Here is an 18,979-nt window from a genome sequence, read left to right as displayed (position 1 = left end):
ATATCGGTCCGATACGGCGCCGCCGCAAGAGCGCTAGGCGCGGTCGGCGTCGATACGGGTCGCTTGCGAGATCATTCGAACCAGTCCCGGAATAAGTGAGGCGAGCGCCGTCATGGACGCGGCGACATGGGGGTTTTCGCCGACGCGCCAGACAAGATTGGCGAGTGCGAAGGGCCGCGTCATGCGGGCCGACAGCGCTTTCTGGAAGACCGGCGCCGCGCCGGTGCCGCCGTGACGCCACGCCGCGACCGCTCCTCCCGCGCTCGCGAGCGCGAGCCCCATGCCTTCGCCGGCCAGCGAAGGGATGACGCCGGCCTGATCGCCCAGCCGGAACAGGCCGGGCGCGGTTTCGGCGGTGCGCCACCCGTAAGGGACGTGGCCGATCGCATCGACCGTCCCGCGCTCGTCTGCCGACGCGAGGCGCTCGCCGAGATGGGGAAGGCTGTCGCCAAGCGTGCGGAGCAGAGCCGAAGGGTCGCCGGCCGCCTCGTCAAGCCGCGACTTGTGGACCGCAAGGCAAAGATTGCCGCTGCCGTCCTCCTGCCGGACGAGCCCGGCATAGCCGCGATCGAAGAGGTGCAGTTCGACCGCATCCGCCACCAGCCGGTCGAGCGTCGGATGTGCGGGCAGCCTCAGCCGTAGTCCCATGACGGGGTCGGCACGCTGCCAGGCGGCGGGTTCGCGGGGAAAACCGCGAAAGCCGTGCTTGCCCGCCGCAAGGAAGACCGACGGCGCGGCCAGCGCAGCGCCGTCGCGTGTCTGGACCACGCCGTCTGCCAGCGTTGTGGCATGAACGCCGGGTTCGAATCCTGCTCCGGCAGCGATCGCGGCGGCTTGCAGCGCGCTGTCGAGTCGACGGCGCGACACACCCATGGCGGCGCCCGGCAGCCCGGTTTCGCTCGATCGCTTGCCTGCAAACAGCCGCACGCGGCGTACGCTTTGCCCGCCGAGGGCGTCCGGGTCGATACCGAGCGCAGCCAGGCGTTCGAGCGTCTGCCAACTCAGGAACCCGCCGCACAGCGCATCGCCGGTTTCACGCGCGCGTTCCAGCAGCAATATTCGTGCGCCCGCGTGCGCCAGCCCGATCGCCGCCGCCGACCCGGCGGGTCCGGCGCCGACGACGATTGCGTCGGTCACCGGACGCGCTCGACGCAGAGTCGATAGGGAAAGCTGCGAAAGACGCGGCACGCGGCGGCGGTGTCCGGCAGGGCCTCGGCCAGCATCGTCTGCCATTCGGCGCGGCGAAAGCTGCGTCCGACCGACAATTGCCCGTCGCGCCGCACGATCGGGTCGGCAAGCGCCAGCAGCGCGAGCAACGGGAAACCCGCGAAGGGCAGGCGCTGGCGGTGCAGGTCGTTGACCAGCCAGCCCCGCGCGGCCTCGCGGTCCATGAAGCGCAGGAAAGCGACCCGCTGGTCGGGGGTCATATGGTGCGTGACGAGGCTGGAGAGAATGATGTCCCATTCCTCCCCCGCCAGGTCGCGGTAGTCGCCGGTGATCAGCGTGGCACGCCGATCGAGCCGCGCTTTCGCCACTGGCGCGCTCTTGGGGTTGAGGTCGACGCCGACGAGGTCCAGCGGCACGCCGCGCGCCTTGCCCCAACGCGCGATCGCCACCAGCATGTCGCCCGCGCCAAAGCCGACGTCGAGGATGCGCCACGGCTTTGTTCCGGTGCCGCGCGCGCGAACGCGATCGAGAAAGCCGACCGTGGGCCGCCGCGCGAGCGTCAGCGTGTTGACGCGCGACAGGTCGGCCAGGACCTTGGCATAGCGGGCAGGCGCCAACTCGGCGGCGTCCATTTCCTCCTCGCGCGCGATCGGCTCGGCGAGGCTGGCGAAGGGGTTCATGCCGCGAACCGGATCGCCTCGGCCGCGAGGCCGGGGCCAAAAGCGATCGCAATCCCCTGCCCTTTCTCGCCGCGCGCCATCATCTCGGCTATCACGAACAGGATCGTCGCCGAAGACATATTGCCAAAGCGGGCGAGGATCGAGCGGCTGTCGGCAAGCGCGTCCGGCGGAACCGCGAGCGCGTGTTCGACCGCGTCGAGCACGGACCGCCCGCCGGCATGAACCGCAAGCAGCGCCGGCGGATGGCCGCCGTCGAACAACTGCTCGCGCACGACGGGCGCGGCCAGCGCTTCGCGCAATCGCCCGGGAACTTCGCCCGACAGATGCATGGCAAACCCGGTATCGCCGATGTCCCAGCGAATGAGATCGGCGCTGTCGTCGAGCGCGAGGCTGATCCCGTCGCCGAGCTGGAACCCGCCGGGTCGGGCCGACACGATCCCGGCGGCGGCCCCGTCACTGAACTGGAGCATCGCGAGCATGGGTTCGGGCTGATCTTCGATCTGCAGGTGCAGCGTCGACAATTCGACGCTGACGACCAGTACCACCGCATCGCTCTGCGACCGGACGATATGGCGCGCGGTCCGCAGCGCGGTAATCCCGGCATAGCAGCCCATGAACCCGATCAGGACGCGCTCGACCGACGGCGACAGGCCCAGCTGCCGCGCGAGGATCTGGTCGATCCCCGGCGCAACGAAGCCCGTGCAGCTCGCGACGACGATATGCGTCACGAGCGATGCATCGAAGGCATCGACCAGGTTTGTGATCGCCTGCATCGCCAGCGCGGGGGCGTGCGCCGCGTAAGCGGCCATGCGTGCCGACGTCGGCGGCAGGCCGGGAACATCGTAGAATCCACCCGGGGCGACGGGCGATCCTCCGTCGCGGGTCGGCGGCAGCACCGACCAGCGGTGCGCGATTCCCGAACGGGCCGCCATTCGGCCGAAGAGAGCGCGGACACGATCGCCGGTCAGGCGCGGGGTCGCCCAGTCGATGAAGGCCTGGTGGATGTCATGATCCGGAACGGCGGTGGCAAGGGCATTGAGCCAGGGGAGCGGGGGGGTGCTCATTGGGCGCTGGTTAGACCTAAACAGGGACTGCCGCCAGCGGATAAGCGCCCGTTTCGCTTTACTGTGGATTAACCATGATGGCGCTATGGCGACAGATGTGAAACTGCGCCCGACCCTCGGCCTCTTCCTGGCCCTTGCCGCGCCCCTTGGGGCCTCGGCGCCGGCTTTGGCCCAGTGCTTGCTCTGCGGCAAGGATGATGCGGGTCCGGCAACGGCCGGCCGCAAGGCCGAAACCCCCTTGCGCGTCGAGGTGGAAACCCAGCTCGACATGGGCCGTATTGCGGTCGGCGCGGCGGGCGGAGAAGTCGAAATCGACCCGCTGACCGGTGCACGGCGCCTGCGCGGAAGCGTCGTCGACCTGGGCGGCTTCGCGCTCTCCGGGGTCGTGACCGTCAGTGGCGAGCCCGGCGCCGAAGTGCGCGTCTTTATGCCCGCGACGGTCGATCTTGAAAGCGGCGATGGCCGCACCGCGCGCGTCGTCGGTCTTGCCACCGACCTCAGCCCCGCGCCACGCCTTGGCTCCGACGGCAGGCTGCAGTTCCGTTTCGGCGGACGGTTGCAGGTCGCGGGCGCGTCGGGCGGGGACTATCGCGGCCGGATTCCGGTGACGGTGGAATATCAGTGACGGTGTAGTCGGGCGTTCGAACATGGGGCTGGAAACTCGATGGCGCCCGTGACAAGCAGGCGCAATGAGCGAAATTCCGCTATGGCCCGACAAGCTGACGCGCGAGCAGCAACGCGCGTCGAGGCAGCGCGGCAAGGATTTCACGGCCGCGCTCAGGCGTCAGGCGCGCGCCGCGAATTGGCGCTATGCGGGTGGCTGGATATTTCGCCAGGCAGGCGACTGGTTCGTCGATGGGTTTCCGTGCCTCTTGTGGGGGCGCGGGGCGGCGCTTCGGCTTCTGGTCAAGCCGATGGCGCTCGACCCGCTCTTTTGGGATATTGTCGGGGTCGGCGAGAATCGATCGCTCCCGCTTTCGTTTCGGGCAAACGGCGCGTGGGTACTGCGGCCCGCCACGATCGACAGCCATGTCGGGCTCGACCTGACCGATGTGGAGTCGCTCGCCGCCGAGGTTTTGCGCTCGGCGGGCCGGCAAGCCGCGGAGCTTCTCGAAAGCATTTCCATCGAATCGATGCTTGCGGCGTTGCCAGCGAAAGCCGATCTTTTCGGTCAACAGCGCGTGCTGGCGATCTGCCTCCACATCCTTGCCGGGCAAACCGAAACGGCCTTAAACCTCTGCCGGATTAGCAAGAGCGAGGAGCACCCCATAGCCAGGGGCAGTGGCTTCCTGACCCGCAACCTCGATGGGTCGGTATCGACCTTTCTGGATCAGGCGCGCGACTGGATCGTCCGCGAACGGCGCGGGGCGTTGAGGATCGTTTGATCGCGCCGGCCGGAGTGCGCCGTGGGTTTTTTCAGGAGCGCGTCCCGAACAGCGCCGTGCCGACCCGAACGTGCGTTGCGCCCAGCATGACCGCGGTTTCATAGTCGCCGCTCATCCCCATCGAACGCAGCGGCAGACCGTGGCGCTCGGCGAGCTCGTCGAGAAGCGCGAAATAGGGCGCGGGTTCGACGTCGGCCGGCGGAATAGCCATCAGACCCTCGATCTTGAGGTGCGCGGCATCCGCGGCGGCGAGCAGCGCGGGAAGGTCGGCGACCGCGCAGCCGCCCTTCTGTTCCTCGTCGCCGACATTGACCTGTACGAACAGGAGCGGTTGTTTGCCCGCCTTTTCGCAGGCTTTCGCCAGCGCTTGCACCAGCGACGGACGATCGACCGAATGGATCGCATCGAACAGCGCAACCGCCTCGTCGGCCTTGTTCGACTGAAGCTGCCCGATCAGGTGGAGCGTGATGCCATCGGCTTCCGTACGAAGGTCAGGCCATTTGGCGGCGGCTTCCTGCACGCGATTTTCACCGAAATGGCGCTGGCCCGCGGCGATCAGCGGGCGGATCGCGTCGGCGCCGTGGGTTTTCGATACGGCGATCAGGTCGATGTCTCCCGCGTGCCGGTGCGCGCGCTTCGCCGCTTGCGCGATCGTCGCCGCCACTCCAGCCAGCCTGTCTGCCGCATCTACCATATGCTTGTCCCCAGAAGAGCGCGCGTTGCGTGCGCCCGCGACGCGCCTATAGAAAGGGCGATGGTCCGACGCCACCCCCTGCCCCGAAAACCGACGAGGAACCTGCCGCGCATTTGGCTGTTCAGCGACGAGCGGCTGGCGGCGAGCATGACCGAACTAGCGGCGATCCTGCCGCCGGGCAGCGGGATCGTCGTGCGGCACGATCGCCTGAAGCGCGGGGCGCGTTGGCGGTTGCTACGCCGCCTCGCCCGCATCGCGCGCACGCGCAAACTGCTCTTGCTGCTCGCAGGGTCGCCGGCACTGGCAAGCCGGTGGGGCGCTGGCGGCGTCCACCTGCGCCAATCGGCTGCGCGACAGGCGGCGCAGGCACATCGTCTCGGCCTCGCGGTCGGCATGCCGGTTCACGACGCGCGCGAAGCGCGGGCGGCGCGGCGGGCTGGGGCGCAGACCGCCTTCGTTTCGCCGCTTCACGCGACGCGCTCGCATCGTGGCGCCCCGACGCTCGGCCGCGCCTCCTGGCTGCGGGTTGCGCGGCTGGCCGGGGGTCAGGCGGTCGCGCTCGGCGGGATGACACAGGCCCGGGCGCGTCAGCTGGCACGTGCGAGCGGAATCGGACCCGGCTGGGCGGCGATCGATGCGTGGGATGAAAAAGCGGCGAAACGCCGGATGCGTCAGAAGCGGAACGCTGTCCCGACATAGACGGCCTGGCTGTCGCGACGCGAATCGGTCAGCGGCTGGACACGGTCGTCGGTGCGATAGCGTACGCCGGCGGTGACATCGAGATTCTTGGTCAGGCGATAGCTGCTGACCACGTCGACATTCTGGTCGTCGCCGGGTGCGGTAACGCGGTCGGTCGCGCCGGCGGGATCGCTCGGGCGGTTGATCACGCGGGTCGCGAAGCGCGACTTGCGTTCGGCCTGTTCGGGTGCCTTGGCGACCGGCAGGTTGCGGATGTCAACGCTACGCGGGAGCGCCGGAGTCACGAACCGCTGGAAACCAAGCGAGGCGCCAAGATCATAAGCGACCGGCGCGATGGCGACCGGCGCGTTGCCACGTCCGGCGGCGAGTCCGGCGGTGCGTGCCGCGCTCGACGCTTCGTCGCGGGCGCGGATCACGACGGTGATCGCGCGATTCTTGCGGTTGCTGTCGAGCGTGGCCGGTGTGAAGCTGAAGTTGCCGCGCGCCTCCGCCGACATCTTGTTATAGCGGGCGATGAGCCGCTCGTCGCCCGAGGCGGGCGTGAACTGGCCAAGCAGCGTTTCCGAAAGCTGGGTGTCGCGGATACGGTCGTCGCGGTTGATCGCTGCGAGCGCAGGCGGCAAGGCAACCGTAATCGCCGCGGCGGCGAACAGCCCTGCTTTCCAAAGATGTCGCGGCATCCGCGCCATAACCCTGCGACTCCAACCCCAACCGAATCATCAGATAGGACCTCGGGCCGGATAATTCCAGTGATTCCCGACCCTGTGATCGCGCCCTTCCGGCTTTTCGCGAAAGTTGTTGCGCGAAGACAACAGTGCCCGGCCAAGCTGACCCCGCGATGAACGGCGGAGACGAGCGAATTGCCGCGCTTGCCGGACGGCGGCAAGGGCGATAGAGACGCTCACAAATTCCAGCATGCGCCGCGGTCGCGGTGCCCAAAGATAAGGTGTTTCGGCATGTCCAAGCTTTCCGTTCCTGCCTCGCTCGGTCGCCGTCCGGCCGCGCTGGCGCTGCTGGGGTTCGCGGCGCTCGGCCTGTCGGCGTGCGCGGGCAAGGACCGGCCGAAAGCCGACCTCGCCGCCAGCCAGGTGACGACGATCGGCGTGAACAGCTATTTGTGGCGCGCCTCGCTCGACGCGCTGTCGTTCATGCCGTTGCTTCAGGCCGACAGTTCGGGCGGCGTCATCATCACCGACTGGTACGCCAATCCGGCGAATCCGGGCGAGCGGATGAAGGTCACCGTATCGATCCTCGACCGCGATCTGCGCGCCGACGCGCTGCGTGTGGCGGCGTCGCGGCAGGTGGCGCAGGGCGGCACCTGGGTCGATGCGCCGGTGCAGGCGGCGACGGTGCAGAAACTTGAGGAAATCATCCTTACCCGCGCCCGCGACCTGCGCCGCAGCGCGATCGAGGGCTGATCCATTCATTCCGTCATCCCGGCGAAGCCGGGATCTCGCCGGTGCGTCTTGATACCGAAGTTGAGATCCCGGCCTTCGCCGGGATGACGGCTTACGTACGACAGACTAACGGGGTAGCAGATCAATGACCCGCGAAACGCGCTTTGGCGCCTTGGCTGCCGACGCTCGCTGGCAAGCGGCGTGGGACGCCGCGAACAGCTTTGTCACGACCGAAACCGACGGTCGGCCGAAAGCCTATATCCTCGAAATGTTCCCCTATCCCTCGGGGCGCATCCACATGGGCCATGTCCGCAACTACGCGATGGGCGACGTGCTGGCGCGCTTCAAGCGGATGACCGGACACGACGTCCTTCACCCGATGGGGTGGGACGCCTTCGGCATGCCGGCGGAAAATGCCGCGATGGAAAAAGGTGTCCATCCCGGCGGCTGGACGCGCGACAATATCGCCGCGATGCGTGCGCAACTGAAACGCCTCGGTCTCGCGATCGACTGGAGCCGCGAACTCGCGACGTGCGAGCCCGATTATTATGGTCAGGAACAGGCGCTGTTCCTTGACCTGTTCGCCGCGGGGCTCGTCACGCGCAAGGAAAGCTACGTCAACTGGGACCCGGTCGACATGACCGTGCTCGCCAACGAACAGGTGATCGACGGCCGCGGCTGGCGATCGGGCGCGCTGGTTGAGAAGAAGAAATTGTCGCAGTGGTTCCTGAAGATCACTGACTTCGCCGAAGAACTGCTGGAAGGGCTGGGCAGCCTCGATAGCTGGCCCGACAAGGTCCGGCTGATGCAGGAAAACTGGATCGGCAAGTCGCAGGGGCTGGAGTTCAGTTTCAGGCTGGCGGGCGGCGCTCCCGGTTTCGATGTCTTCACCACCCGCCCCGACACGCTGTTCGGCGCGAGTTTCGCGGCCATCTCTCCCGATCATCCGCTTGCCGAGCGGCTGGCCAAGGATTCGCCCGAACTGACCGCCTTCATCGCCGAATGCCGGCGTCAGGGAACGTCGGCCGAACAGCTCGAAACCGGCGAGAAGCTGGGTTTCGACACCGGAATTTCGGTCGAGCATCCGCTCGACCCAAGCTGGCATCTGCCGGTCTGGGTCGTGAATTATGTGCTGATGGACTATGGCACAGGCGCCATCTTCGGCTGTCCGGCGCACGATCAGCGCGACCTCGATTTTTCGCGCAAATATGGCCTGCCTGTATACCGCGTCATTGCCGATGGCGACGAGACCGCCCAGCATTTTGCGGGCGATGAGGCCTATGTCGGCCCCGGCAAGCTGGTGAACAGCCACTTCCTCGACGGCATGGGTATCGACGAAGCGAAAGCCGCGGTCATCGCGCGGTCGGAGCATGAGGGGTGGGGCAAGGGCACGACCGTGTGGCGTCTGCGCGACTGGGGCGTTTCGCGCCAGCGTTACTGGGGTACGCCGATCCCGTTCATCCACTGCGACGCGTGCGGCCTGCTGCCGGTGCCGAAGGGCCAGCTTCCCGTCGTGCTGCCCGAGGACGCCGATTTCTCGGTCCCCGGCAATCCGCTCGACCGCCATCCGACGTGGAAGCACGTCGCCTGCCCGAGCTGCGGCGGCGAAGCCGTGCGCGAGACCGATACGCTCGATACCTTCGTCGATTCGTCATGGTATTTCCTGCGCTTCGCCTCCGCTCCGTCGGACAAACCGTTCGATCCCGACGTCATTCGCCACTGGCTGCCCGTCGACCAGTATATCGGCGGTATCGAGCATGCGATCCTCCACCTGCTCTACGCACGCTTCTGGACGCGCGCGCTCAAGCATATGGGCATGATCGACATTGCCGAGCCGTTCGCGAGCCTGTTCACGCAGGGCATGGTGACGCACGAGACATACAGCCGCGATCAGGGCGAAGGCCACGCGCCGCTCTTTTTCACGCCGACCGAAATCGTCCGCACCGCGGACGGGGCGACGCTCGAAGCCGATGGCGCGCCGATTGATGTCGGCCGCGTGATCAAGATGTCGAAGTCGAAGAAGAATGTCGTCGATCCCGACGCCATCCTCGACCAGTACGGGGCCGACGCGGTCCGCTGGTTCATGCTCTCCGACAGCCCGCCAGAGCGCGACCTGCCGTGGAGTGAGGCCGGCATCGAAGGCGCCTGGCGCTTCGTCCAGCGCTTGTGGCGTCTGTTCGGCGACACCGAAAATGTCGGCGACGGGGGCGAGGACAAGGGCCTCGCGCGCAGGCTGCATCAGGCGATCGCCGGGGTCGCCGCCGATGTCGAGGCCCTTGGCTTCAACAAGGCGGTCGCCAAGATCCACGCGCTGGCGAATGAGATCGAGAAAGCGAAGCCGTCGGCCACTCGTGCCGAGGCGTGCCGGACGCTGATCCTGCTGGTCGCACCGATGATGCCGCACCTTGCCGAAGAGGCTTGGGCGGCACTGCCGGCGGCGCAGCGGACCACGACGATGGTCGCCGATGCGGCATGGCCCGCCGCCGATCCGGCGCTGCTCGTCGAAGACGAGGTGACGATCGCGATCCAGATGGCGGGCAAACTGCGCGATACGATGACGCTCGCCAAGGGCCTCGACAAGGACGCGGTGGAAGCCGCCGCGCTGGCGCGCCCGCGTATCGTCGAGTTGCTGGCCGGTGCGGCGCCGAAGAAGGTGATTGTGGTGCCCGACCGTTTGGTGAATATCGTTCCGTAAAGAATGGCATCCCCATTTCTGTTCGCATCGAGCGAAGTCGGGATGTCCATCGTCCGTGCTTGCCGTCAGGGTGTCTCGACTTCGCTCGACACGAACGGAATAAGGGTTACTGGTGCTTAAGATGCGCAGCCTTCTCGTTTCCGCCCTTGTTGCAGCCTCGCTCACCGTTGGCGGCTGCGGCCTGCGTCCGCTCTACGCGAACGGCAGCAAGGGCGCAGTGGCGCAAGTGCTGGCCGACGTCGATGTTGCGCCGATCGAGGGCCATTCGGGTTTTCTCGTCCGCAACGCGCTGCGCGACCGCTTGCAGGCGACGCAGGGCGGAGAGGGCGCGGGCAAGCGCCTTCGTCTCGATGTCCGGCTGGAGGATGCGATCACCGGCTTTGGCGTCCGCGCCGACGATGCGGTGACGCGCGAACGCCGTACGCTCCGCGCGCGTTACCAGCTCGTCGATGCGGCGAGCGGCGAGGTGATCCTCGATGCCACGGCCTTCTCCGACGCGGGAATCGATGTCGTGGGCAGCGAATATGCGACGATCGCCGCCGAATCGTCGGCGCTCGAACGCCTCGCCTCGGCGGTCGCCGACCAGATCGTCGCGCGCCTTGCCGTCTTTGCCGACCGCGGCGGTGGGCAAGCCGCCGACGTGCCCGCGGCGCCCGGCGGGCAATGAAAGCGGTAAAACCGGGCGAACTTGAACGCCAGACGCGCCTGAACCCCGCGGTTCGCTTCACCCTCCTCACCGGCCCCGACGAAGCGACGATGGAAGCCGTCGCGACCCATTTGATCGGCCTCGCCGGCAAGGATGCCGAACGGCTCGATCTCACCGGGTCGCAATTGTCGCAGGATCCGTCGCTGCTTGCCGCCGAAGCGGCGTCGATGTCGCTCTTTTCGCCAAGCCGTGTGATCCGGCTCGAACTTTCGGGCAGCGGTGACGACAGCCTCGCTGCGGTCGAGGCGCTCCTCGCGGCCGACACCGTCATCAATCCGGTGGTCGCGACCGGCGCGTCGATCACCGCCAAGTCGAAGCTCGTCAAGCTTGTCGAAGGATCGAACCACGCGGTCGCCGCGATCTGTTACCAGCCCGACCGCCGCGCGCTTGTCGGCATCGCGATGGCTGCGGCGCAGGAGCAGGGTCTGCGGCTGGGCAATGCGGAGGCGCAGTTGCTCGTCGATCTCGTCTCGGGCGATCAGGCGCTGATGCGCCGCGAGATCGAAAAGATCGCGCTCTATCTCGACGCCGGGTTGGATCGGCAACGGCAGGTGACCGCCGCCGACATCGCCGCGCTCGGCGCTGCGACCCACGAGGAAGATGTCAGCGAATGCATCAATGTCGCGCTGGGCGGCAAGGTGCGCGAGCTGCCGGAGATGCTGTCGCAGGCGGCTGCGGTCGGGGTGGCGGAGATCCGCATCATCCGTGCGCTGGGCATCCGCGCGATGCAACTCGCAAGGTTGCGTGCCGAGGTCGATGCCGGCGCACACCCGGCAACGGTGGTCGCGGCAAAAAGCAGCGGCGTGTTCTGGAAAGAGCGCGATGCGGTGACGGCGCAGCTTCATATCTGGGATTCGGTACGGGTCGCGCGCCTGATGACCCGGCTGCTCGACTGCGAACGGGCGCTCAAATCGTCGGGCACCGCAGGCGCCGTGCTGTTCCGCAAGCTGATGACCGACATCACGCATCAGGCGGCCCGGGCACGCTGACATTTCCGCGCGAGGCAAAAAGAAACCGCCCGCTCACCGAAGCGAGCAGGCGGTTCCCATAACCTGATTTACGCGATCAGAATTTGCCGCGCAGGGTCACGCCATAGGTCCTGGGTTCGGCCAGGAACTGCGAGAAGATCTGGCGGCCGCCCGGATATTGCGGGTCGGAGAAGGCCGCGCTCGTACCACCTTCCTGGAACGGCGAGTTGAAGGCGACCTGGGCATATTGCTTGTTGAAGATATTCTGCCCCCAGAATTCGATCCCCCACTTCTCATCCGGTCCGCGGACGCCGATACGCGCGTTGAAGATCGCGTAGCCATTCTGTTCCTTCTGCGGGAACAGGTCCGACCCGGTGTTGTAATCGCTGGTCATGCGACCATCGATATAGACGAGGCCGGACAGACCGCTGCTGCCGATGTCGGGCGTCCAGGCGACGCTGCCGGTCGCGACCAGTTCGGGCGCGTTCGACAGGTTGTTGCCGGGCAGCTTGCGCAGCGCGGGGTCGAGCGGGATGCCCGACGAGTTGCCGACCAGATTCTGGCGATACTTGGTCCGCGCATAGGTCAGGCCGGCCGACATGCGGAAGTTGCGCGCCGGAACCAGCGAGGCTTCGAGTTCGAAGCCCTGTGTCCGGACGCCCCAGCTCACATTGTCGGCGGCGCAGGCACCGGTGGTCGATGCCGACGACGTCGGGGTCACCGGCGTCGTGTTGGCCGGCGCGCCGGGCAGCGGCAGGCCGGTGGCGGTGTCGGTGAACTTGCTCTGATCGCGATCGGCACCGGCCAGATCGGTGGTGCAGCCATTGACGTTCTGCACCAGGAACACCGTTCCGTTGAACGTGTTGAGCTGGAAGTTCTTGAAGTCCGACCGGAACAGGGTCAGCCCCGCGCTGAACGGCCCCGTCGCATATTTCGCACCCGTTTCGTAGCTTGTGACAAGCTCCGGGTCGAACTGGAGGTTGCCGACCAGCGCCTGCGCGCCGCCAACCGAAGCGAACGACCGCGTCGGCGACTTCAGCGCCGAACGGTCGAGGTTGAAGCCGCCCGCCTTGTACCCGCGGGCATAGCTGGCATAGATCATCAGATCGTCAACCGGCTTGTACGACAGGATCGCGGTGCCGGTCCAACGATGTTCGCTCCGCTGATCGTTGATCGACACGCCGTTCAGTTCGGCGGTCGAATTGCCCTGGCACGCCAGGCCGATCAGGCCGCCCGAAACCGCCGCCAGCGCCGGCGTGGTCAGGAAGCCGCTGACCAGGTTCTGGACATTGACGCACGCCTGGTTGTCGTTGGTGAAATCCGCTTCGAACTTCTTCTTGTCGTGCGTGTAGCGAACGCCCAGCGTCAGATCGAGCCGGTCGGTAATGTGAAAGATGTTGTGCGTGAACAGCGCCCAGTTGGTGCCGTTCTGGTAATAGCGATCGTCGATGCTGCCCTTGTCCTTGATGCTCTCAAGCTGATCGAGCGCGGCATAGATCGCCGGCGATGCGGCGCCGAAGGCGGCCGGACGCGCCGCGACGCAGCCGGGCGACGTCGGCGAATACAGGGCCGCAAGACCCCCGCCCGACACCAGGCGGCAAGAGGCGAAGCGGCCATAGTCGTTCCCGAAGCGCAGGTTGTCCCGCACCGTCAGCTTTTCGTTGGCGAAGAAGCCGCCGACCAGCCAGTCCAGCTTGCCGTCGAAAGCTTCGCCCTGCAGGCGCAGTTCCTGGGTAAAGGTGTGGAACTGGCGATAGGCGTCGTCGCTCGGCGCGCGATAGAGGATATCGACCGAGCCATAGTCGAGGTCGCCCGCCTGACCCGAACGATATTCGCGATATCCGGTGATCGAGGTCAGCTTCGCGCCGCCGAAATCATAATCGATCTGGCCCGAGAAGCCGTAATCCTTGGTCTGGCCGGCAAAGCTGCGACCCGGGGTGACCGAGATGTTGCGGTCATACCCCTGGTTGAACGCGGCCAGCGGCTGACCGAGGTCGCGCAGGACGTTGATGATGTTGTTGCCGTTCGGCTGCGGAACATTGGGTTGCGGCGTTCCGGCGGCCCCCACCGACAGCGGCGTCGAGAGGTTGTTGAGGTTGCCGATATAAGGATTGACCGCCTGGCTGACATAGGTCGCGCCGCAGCATTCCTCGTCACGGTAGGTATAATCGGCGATCAGGCGAATCGACAGCGCGTCGGTCGGCTCGAACAGCAACTGACCGCGCAGGAAATAGCGGTCGCGATTGTTGACGTCGCGGTTGTTGGCCGTGTCGCGCAGGAAGCCGTCGCGCTTCACCCATACGCCATCGAGGCGCGCGGCAAGCGTGTCGGTGATCGGCCCGGTGACACTGCCGCCGAGGCGCCAATAGTCATAATTGCCATAGGTGATCTCGCCCGTGGCGCCGAAGTTGAAATCGGGCTTTTTCGAATAGATGCTGATGAGACCCGCCGACGAGTTGCGTCCGCCGAGCGTGCCCTGCGGGCCGCGCTGGACTTCGATGCGGTCGAGTTCGCCGAGTTCGTTGAGGCCGATGCCCGAACGCGAACGATAGACGCCGTCGATGAACACGGGGACGGAGCTTTCGAGGCCGGGGTTGTCACCGACGGTGCCGATGCCGCGGATACGCGCCGAGCCGTTCGCTTCCGAGCCGGTCGAGGAGACGAGCAGCGACGGGGCGACCTGGTTGAGCTGGCGAATATCGTTCGCGCCGCTGTTCTGGAGCGTTTCGGCGCTGACGGCGGAGATCGCGACGGGGACGTCGGCGAGCCGCTGCGCACGGCCCTGCGCGGTCACGACGATCTCGCTGCTGTTGCCGTCGTCGGTGGCGGTGTCGGTCGCATCCTGTGCGAACGCCGGGATCGCGCTCGTCGCAATGGCGAGCGATACGCCAAGTGCGCTGGTGCGCAGAAGGCGCGCAGCCAGAAGGGAAGATGGTTTCATGATGGGCACTCCTCTCAACATTTCATTATTTTTGTTGCCGCCCGAACATATCGAAATTACCCCGTCAATCCAGCCGAGGCCCCACTTTTGCGTCGTTTTTCAAGCGGTGAGGCTTTTTGGTCACAGATGGGATCGGGGCCGGAACGATGGGGCGGAGGTCAGCGTCCGGCGACGATCCGGCTTGCCGTAGCGTCATCGCGAGGCACATCGTTGCCGCAAGGGACCGCGAGCAGACGCCCACGCGCGACAAGCATGGCGCGATACGGTCCCGCGAAATTTTCCCTGATCGCAGGGTCTTCGGCGGCCAGTCCCCCGGTCAGGCTACCAAAGGCAGGCAGGATCAGGCGCCGCGCGTCGCCTGCGAAACAGGGGCGCGCGACCGGCCGGCCACGCAGATTGAGCCGCAGCTTCGGGTGGAAATGCCCCGAAATCTCCGGGCGCGCTTCGTGCGCGACGCTCCGGTGGCGAAAGACGATGCCATCGACGACCAGTTCGTCGGCAACTTCGCCGCCCCAGGCACCGCCTGTCAGGCCGTCGTGGTTGCCTGCGATCCAGAGGAATTTCGCGGTCGCCGCCTGACCGTGCAGCCGTTCGGCGACGGCGGGGGCGATCCGGGCCGCGGCGTCGCGGTCGTGGAAGCTGTCGCCAAGGCACCAGATGGCGCGCGCGCCGGTCGCGGCGGCGAGCGTTGCCAGCCGGTCGAGCGTGTCGTGGCTGTCGTAAGGTGGCAGCGGCTGTCCGTGTGCGGCGTACCAGCTTGCCTTTTCGAGATGCAGGTCGGCAACGATCAGGGCGCCGTGTCGCGGCCAGAACAGCGCGCGATCGGCCAACATCCGGAATTGCTGGCCCGCGAAATCGAAAGGCGCGGCGGTGGTCACCGATCCGCTATGGCGGTGCGGCTCTCGCGCCGCAAGGGCATGGGGATACGACTCCCGGGTCCGATCCTAGCCGCCGGGCGTGGCGGAATTTGCGGCGAGGCGCTGTCCCGTCTCGCGATTGGCGCCATCGGGCAGGTCGAAAACGACGCGCTTGTTGGGGAAATCGATCTCGACCCGGTCGAACAGCGCAAGGCTGTCCATGCCGAGGAGCAGCGCCGGCCGTTCGTTAAGCCCCAGCGCGCGAAACGCCTGGCTGTCGGTAAAGCTGACGCTCAGATCGTTGACGTCCATTCCGTTGATCACGATGCGCTTGATCGCGGTTCGCATTGCCGGCACCGACTCGCCGGTCACCGCCGCCAGTTCGGTCGCGACGAAGGGAAAGCGGTTTGCGCGCCGGTCGGCGACCAGCTTTTGCAGCGCGAGGTTGCCGACGCTCGTCTGCGCGCCGGTGTCCACGATCACGTCGATGCGTTTGCCGTTGAGACGCGCGTCGGACAGGATCAGCCGCCCCGCCGAATTGCGGGCGGTGACCACGATCGCGTCGTCATCGCGGATGATCGGCGCGGCGCGGCGCCGCGTTTCGAGAACCTGCATGCTCTGTTTGCGGAAATCGATCAGCACGCGCCGCTGTTCAAGCATGTCGACCCCGATCAGTCCGGCGGCGCCGATATGGCGCCCGAACAGCGCGGGCGCCTCAAAACCGGACAGGCGAAGGTCGGACATCTGCAAGGCCGCGACGCGATAGCTCGGCACGGTGGTCGAGCTGCCGATCGTCGCCATGCGCAACTTGTTGCCCTCGACCAGATCCAGTCGCTCGGCCAACTCGCGTGCGATCACCGTTCGCTCGGCGCCGGTATCGACGAGAAAGGAATAGGGGCCCTTGTCGCCGATCATGACCTTCACCGACATGCGCCGGGTCGCGTCGAGATCGAAGGGCTGGATGAAGGGCGTCACGAGCACCGGCGGCGTCAGCGTCTCGGGCGCGGGGGCCGACGCGGGGACGACGACGGACGGGCTGGGATCCGGGGCGGGGGAGGCGCCGACGAGCAGCGGCGCGGCGAACAGCAGGGCCCAGGGGACCGGCCGCTTCAAGGCATGGGTCATCGCAGGCATCCCTCCATCATGTTTTGCGGCAATCTACGCCTCATCGCGATCGGCAGCAAGCGGCGACGGGCGGATCGCGCTACTCGGCCCGCATTGCCGCCTCGGCCAGCGTATCGGCCAGTTCGCCGAGCAGCGCGTCGTCGAGATCGGAGGCCGCGACATTTTCCCGCCCGATCAGGACGAGCACGGGAATCGCAAGCGGGCTGATCCGGTCGAGCCTTCGGTGCAGCATCGTCCCTGCCGCGCGGTCGAGCAGGTCGCCAAGCCGCGCGACATCGGTCAGCCGCTCGCGCGCGTCGGCCCAGGCGGCTTCGAGCAAAAGATGGTCGGGCTCATATTTGCGCAGGACGTCGAAGATGAGGTCGGTCGAAAAGGTGACCTGCTTGCCGGTCTTGCGCTTGCCCGGATGCTGACGCTCGATCAGACCGCCGATCACCGCGACTTCGCGGAACGCGCGCTTGAGCAGATGCGAGGTTTCGACCCATTCGACGAATTCGTCCGACAGGATCTCCGCGTCGAACAGGGCTTCGGGGCGGCTCACCGGTTGCAGCGACCAGATTGCCAGCGCATAGTCCGACGCGACAAAGCCCAGCGGCTGCATCCCCGCGCGCTCCATCCGCTTGGTGATCAGCATGCCCAGCGACTGGTGTGCGTTCCACCCCTCGAACGGATAACAGACGAGATAGTGATTTCCCTCGTGCGGGAAGGTTTCGACGAGCAATTCGCCGGGTCGGGGCAGCACCGAACGCAGCGCCTGCATCTCCAGCCAGAAACGGACATCCTCGGGAAACCGCTGCCAGCTCGCGGGATCGGCCAGAAAGCTCCGCACCCGGTCGGCCAGCCGCGTCGTCAACGCCATCCGCGCGCCGGCGTAGGAGGGAATGCGCGCCGGGCGCGTCGTCGCGCGGACCAGCAGGTCCATATCGCGGATCGCCTCAACCTCCAGGCTAAGCCCGGCAAAGGCAAATGTGTCGCCCGGCGTCAGCGTGCTGGCGAAATATTCCTCGACACTGCCCAGCCGCCGCCCGTTCCTGAATCGCACGTCGAGCGTCGGCGCATCGACGATGATTCCGGCATTCAGCCGGTGCTGTGCGGCCAGCTTCGGATGCGCGATCCGCCAGCCGCCCTGCCCGTCGGGCGCGAGGCGGCGGAAGCGATCATAGCTTTTGAGCGCATAGCCCCCATCGCGCACGAAGCCGAGCAGCCGCGCGAAGGTCGCCGCGTCGATCCACCGATAGGGGGCGGCGCTCCGGATTTCGGCAAGCAGGTCCGCTTCCTTGAACGCTGCGGCGCAGGCGAGCGCCATCACATGCTGTGCGAGCACGTCGAGCGCTCCGGGGCGGAAGCGGTCGGCATCGCGCTCGCCTGCATCCACCGCGTCCAATGCAGCCTGCGCCTCCAGATATTCGAAGCGGTTGCCCGGCACGATCAGCGCGCGGCTCGGCTCGTCGAGCCGATGGTTGGCGCGGCCGATGCGCTGCAGCAGGCGGGAGGATCCTTTCGGCGCCCCCATCTGGATCACGCAATCGACATCGCCCCAGTCGAGTCCGAGGTCGAGGCTCGACGTCGCGACGAGCGCGCGCAGCCGACCTTCGGCCATTGCTGTTTCGGCGCGCTGCCGGGCTTCACGGTCGAGGCTGCCATGATGGATCGCGATCGGCAGTGACAGGTCGTTGACCTTCCAAAGCTCCTGGAAAATCAGTTCGGCCAGCCCGCGCGTGTTGCAGAAGATGATCGTCGTGCGGTTCTTCGCAACCTCCGCCATCACCTGATGCACGGCATAGCGCCCCGAATGCCCTGCCCAGGGCACCGCGCCCTCGGGCAGCAGAATCCGGATATCGGGGTCCGCTCCGGGCTCGCCTTCGACCAGCGTCACAGTGTCGCCATCGGCGTCGGGGGCCAGCCAGGCGCGATACTGGCCGGGGTCGGCAATCGTGGCCGACAGTCCGACGCGGCGAAGGCCCGGCGCGATCCGCTGGAGCCGCGCGAGCGCAAGGCCCAGCAGGTCGCCGCGCTTGCCCGGTGCAAAGGCGTGGATCTCGTCGATCACGACCGTCTTCAAATCGGCGAACATCGTGAAGCTGTCGGGATAGGACAGCAGCAGCGACAGCGATTCCGGCGTCGTCAGCAGGATGTTAGGTGGCCGGCTGCGCTGGCGCGCCTTCTTGTCCGAACTCGTGTCGCCGCTGCGGCTCTCGACACTGATATCGAGCTCCATGTCGGCGATCGGGCCCAGCAGGTTGCGTTCGACGTCGGCCGCCAGCGCCTTCAGCGGCGATACGTACAATGTGTGCAGCCGGTCGGTCGGCCGCTCCGCGAGGTCGACGAGGCTCGGCAGGAACCCCGACAGCGTCTTGCCCGCCCCCGTCGCCGCGACGAGCAACGCATGCTCGCCGTTTTGCCCCGCTGCGAGCATGTCGGCCTGATGCCGCCTGAGCCGCCACCCGCGCGCGGCAAACCAGTCGGCAAAGGGGGCGGGGGGACGCATGGAGCAGATGTGGCGCTGTGCTGTCCGGCAGGCAAGGTTTTCTCCACCCATCGACAAATGCAACTGCAGCCGCGATACGAGCCCCAGGGGCCGCATTCGTGGTGGGGGTATGG

16 protein-coding genes are annotated in these 18,979 nt (G+C 66.8%); 7 read left to right on the top strand and 9 right to left on the bottom strand.

The genetic code is table 11. The annotated features are described in order from the left end of the window. Window positions 1-33 precede the first annotated feature (33 nt). Genes JNM03_RS12425 through JNM03_RS12415 form a run of 3 tightly spaced genes read right to left on the bottom strand, consistent with a single transcriptional unit; the run spans window position 34 to window position 2,911 of the window. The gene (locus JNM03_RS12425) at window positions 34-1,137 is read right to left on the bottom strand and encodes an FAD-dependent monooxygenase (RefSeq protein ID WP_294037001.1); all 1,104 of its coding nucleotides are present in this window, start codon (window positions 1,135-1,137) and stop codon (window positions 34-36) included. Continuing rightward, window positions 1,134-1,847 (bottom strand): methyltransferase domain-containing protein, encoded by a 714-nt coding sequence (locus tag JNM03_RS12420; RefSeq protein WP_294037000.1) that lies wholly within the window; start codon window positions 1,845-1,847, stop codon window positions 1,134-1,136. The genes JNM03_RS12425 and JNM03_RS12420 overlap by 4 nt, the downstream gene beginning before the upstream one ends. Further along, window positions 1,844-2,911, bottom strand: a complete 1,068-nt coding sequence (locus JNM03_RS12415) for a type III polyketide synthase (RefSeq protein WP_294036999.1) — start codon at window positions 2,909-2,911, stop codon at window positions 1,844-1,846. Before JNM03_RS12415 ends, JNM03_RS12420 begins: the two co-directional genes overlap by 4 nt. A 97-nt stretch (window positions 2,912-3,008) precedes the next feature. Between JNM03_RS12415 and JNM03_RS12410 the strand changes: the two genes are divergently transcribed. Next, window positions 3,009-3,536, top strand: a complete 528-nt coding sequence (locus JNM03_RS12410; RefSeq protein ID WP_294036997.1) for a DUF4402 domain-containing protein — start codon at window positions 3,009-3,011, stop codon at window positions 3,534-3,536. Window positions 3,537-3,600: 64 nt separating this feature from the next. Further along, window positions 3,601-4,296, top strand: coding sequence for a hypothetical protein (locus tag JNM03_RS12405; protein WP_294036995.1), 696 nt, complete (start codon window positions 3,601-3,603; stop codon window positions 4,294-4,296). A gap of 31 nt (window positions 4,297-4,327) precedes the next feature. Here JNM03_RS12405 and JNM03_RS12400 read toward each other — a convergent pair whose 3' ends face one another. Then, entirely contained in the window at window positions 4,328-4,990 is a 663-nt protein-coding gene (locus JNM03_RS12400) for a YggS family pyridoxal phosphate-dependent enzyme (protein ID WP_294036993.1), read from the bottom strand. A 60-nt stretch (window positions 4,991-5,050) separates the two neighbouring features. On the opposite strand from JNM03_RS12400, the gene JNM03_RS12395 reads away from it, so the two are divergent. Next, entirely contained in the window at window positions 5,051-5,689 is a 639-nt protein-coding gene (locus JNM03_RS12395; RefSeq protein ID WP_294036992.1) for a thiamine phosphate synthase, read from the top strand. On the opposite strand, the gene JNM03_RS12390 is transcribed toward JNM03_RS12395, so the two are convergent. After that, entirely contained in the window at window positions 5,662-6,369 is a 708-nt protein-coding gene (locus JNM03_RS12390) for a hypothetical protein (RefSeq protein ID WP_294036990.1), read from the bottom strand. The two genes, JNM03_RS12395 and JNM03_RS12390, sit on opposite strands and share 28 nt — an antisense overlap. 276 nt (window positions 6,370-6,645) lie before the next feature. On the opposite strand from JNM03_RS12390, the gene JNM03_RS12385 reads away from it, so the two are divergent. From JNM03_RS12385 to holA, 4 genes are all read left to right on the top strand, one after another. Continuing rightward, window positions 6,646-7,107: a DUF3576 domain-containing protein gene (locus tag JNM03_RS12385; RefSeq protein ID WP_294036989.1), complete on the top strand. Its 462-nt coding sequence runs from the start codon at window positions 6,646-6,648 to the stop codon at window positions 7,105-7,107. A gap of 124 nt (window positions 7,108-7,231) precedes the next feature. Then, entirely contained in the window at window positions 7,232-9,781 is a 2,550-nt protein-coding gene (leuS, locus tag JNM03_RS12380) for a leucine--tRNA ligase (RefSeq protein ID WP_294036988.1), read from the top strand. Between the two features lie 121 nt (window positions 9,782-9,902). After that, entirely contained in the window at window positions 9,903-10,448 is a 546-nt protein-coding gene (gene lptE, locus JNM03_RS12375; protein ID WP_294036987.1) for an LPS assembly lipoprotein LptE, read from the top strand. Then, the gene (holA, locus tag JNM03_RS12370; protein WP_294036985.1) at window positions 10,445-11,476 is read left to right on the top strand and encodes a DNA polymerase III subunit delta; all 1,032 of its coding nucleotides are present in this window, start codon (window positions 10,445-10,447) and stop codon (window positions 11,474-11,476) included. Before lptE ends, holA begins: the two co-directional genes overlap by 4 nt. Window positions 11,477-11,552: 76 nt before the next feature. Here holA and JNM03_RS12365 read toward each other — a convergent pair whose 3' ends face one another. From JNM03_RS12365 to JNM03_RS12350, 4 genes are all read right to left on the bottom strand, one after another. Next, window positions 11,553-14,396, bottom strand: coding sequence for a TonB-dependent receptor (locus JNM03_RS12365; protein ID WP_294036983.1), 2,844 nt, complete (start codon window positions 14,394-14,396; stop codon window positions 11,553-11,555). Window positions 14,397-14,554: 158 nt separating this feature from the next. Further along, window positions 14,555-15,274, bottom strand: coding sequence for a ligase-associated DNA damage response endonuclease PdeM (gene pdeM, locus JNM03_RS12360; RefSeq protein WP_294036981.1), 720 nt, complete (start codon window positions 15,272-15,274; stop codon window positions 14,555-14,557). Window positions 15,275-15,340: 66 nt separating this feature from the next. Continuing rightward, a complete protein-coding gene (locus tag JNM03_RS12355; RefSeq protein WP_294036980.1) occupies window positions 15,341-16,378 on the bottom strand; it encodes an aspartyl protease family protein in 1,038 nt (345 codons plus the stop codon). 79 nt (window positions 16,379-16,457) lie between these two features. Further along, on the bottom strand, window positions 16,458-18,866 hold the full coding sequence (locus JNM03_RS12350; RefSeq protein ID WP_294036978.1) for a ligase-associated DNA damage response DEXH box helicase: 2,409 nt from the start codon (window positions 18,864-18,866) through the stop codon (window positions 16,458-16,460). Window positions 18,867-18,979 lie beyond the last annotated feature (113 nt).

The organism is Sphingopyxis sp., from assembly GCF_016793825.1.
Lineage (GTDB): Bacteria > Pseudomonadota > Alphaproteobacteria > Sphingomonadales > Sphingomonadaceae > Sphingopyxis.
This window is presented reverse-complemented; position numbering and strand designations above follow the sequence as displayed.

Excerpts from the sequence above, each read along its gene's own strand:
- JNM03_RS12405 (WP_294036995.1), top strand. The coding sequence starts at position 3,601 with ATGAGCGAAATTCCGCTATGGCCCGACAAGCTGACGCGCGAGCAGCAA.
- holA (WP_294036985.1), top strand. The coding sequence starts at position 10,445 with ATGAAAGCGGTAAAACCGGGCGAACTTGAACGCCAGACGCGCCTGAAC.
- JNM03_RS12390 (WP_294036990.1), bottom strand. The coding sequence starts at position 6,369 with ATGCCGCGACATCTTTGGAAAGCAGGGCTGTTCGCCGCCGCGGCGATT.
- leuS (WP_294036988.1), top strand. The coding sequence starts at position 7,232 with ATGACCCGCGAAACGCGCTTTGGCGCCTTGGCTGCCGACGCTCGCTGG.
- JNM03_RS12400 (WP_294036993.1), bottom strand. The coding sequence starts at position 4,990 with ATGGTAGATGCGGCAGACAGGCTGGCTGGAGTGGCGGCGACGATCGCG.
- JNM03_RS12350 (WP_294036978.1), bottom strand. The coding sequence starts at position 18,866 with ATGCGTCCCCCCGCCCCCTTTGCCGACTGGTTTGCCGCGCGCGGGTGG.
- JNM03_RS12415 (WP_294036999.1), bottom strand. The coding sequence starts at position 2,911 with ATGAGCACCCCCCCGCTCCCCTGGCTCAATGCCCTTGCCACCGCCGTT.
- JNM03_RS12420 (WP_294037000.1), bottom strand. The coding sequence starts at position 1,847 with ATGAACCCCTTCGCCAGCCTCGCCGAGCCGATCGCGCGCGAGGAGGAA.
- JNM03_RS12355 (WP_294036980.1), bottom strand. The coding sequence starts at position 16,378 with ATGACCCATGCCTTGAAGCGGCCGGTCCCCTGGGCCCTGCTGTTCGCC.
- JNM03_RS12385 (WP_294036989.1), top strand. The coding sequence starts at position 6,646 with ATGTCCAAGCTTTCCGTTCCTGCCTCGCTCGGTCGCCGTCCGGCCGCG.
- JNM03_RS12365 (WP_294036983.1), bottom strand. The coding sequence starts at position 14,396 with ATGAAACCATCTTCCCTTCTGGCTGCGCGCCTTCTGCGCACCAGCGCA.
- lptE (WP_294036987.1), top strand. The coding sequence starts at position 9,903 with ATGCGCAGCCTTCTCGTTTCCGCCCTTGTTGCAGCCTCGCTCACCGTT.
- JNM03_RS12395 (WP_294036992.1), top strand. The coding sequence starts at position 5,051 with ATGGTCCGACGCCACCCCCTGCCCCGAAAACCGACGAGGAACCTGCCG.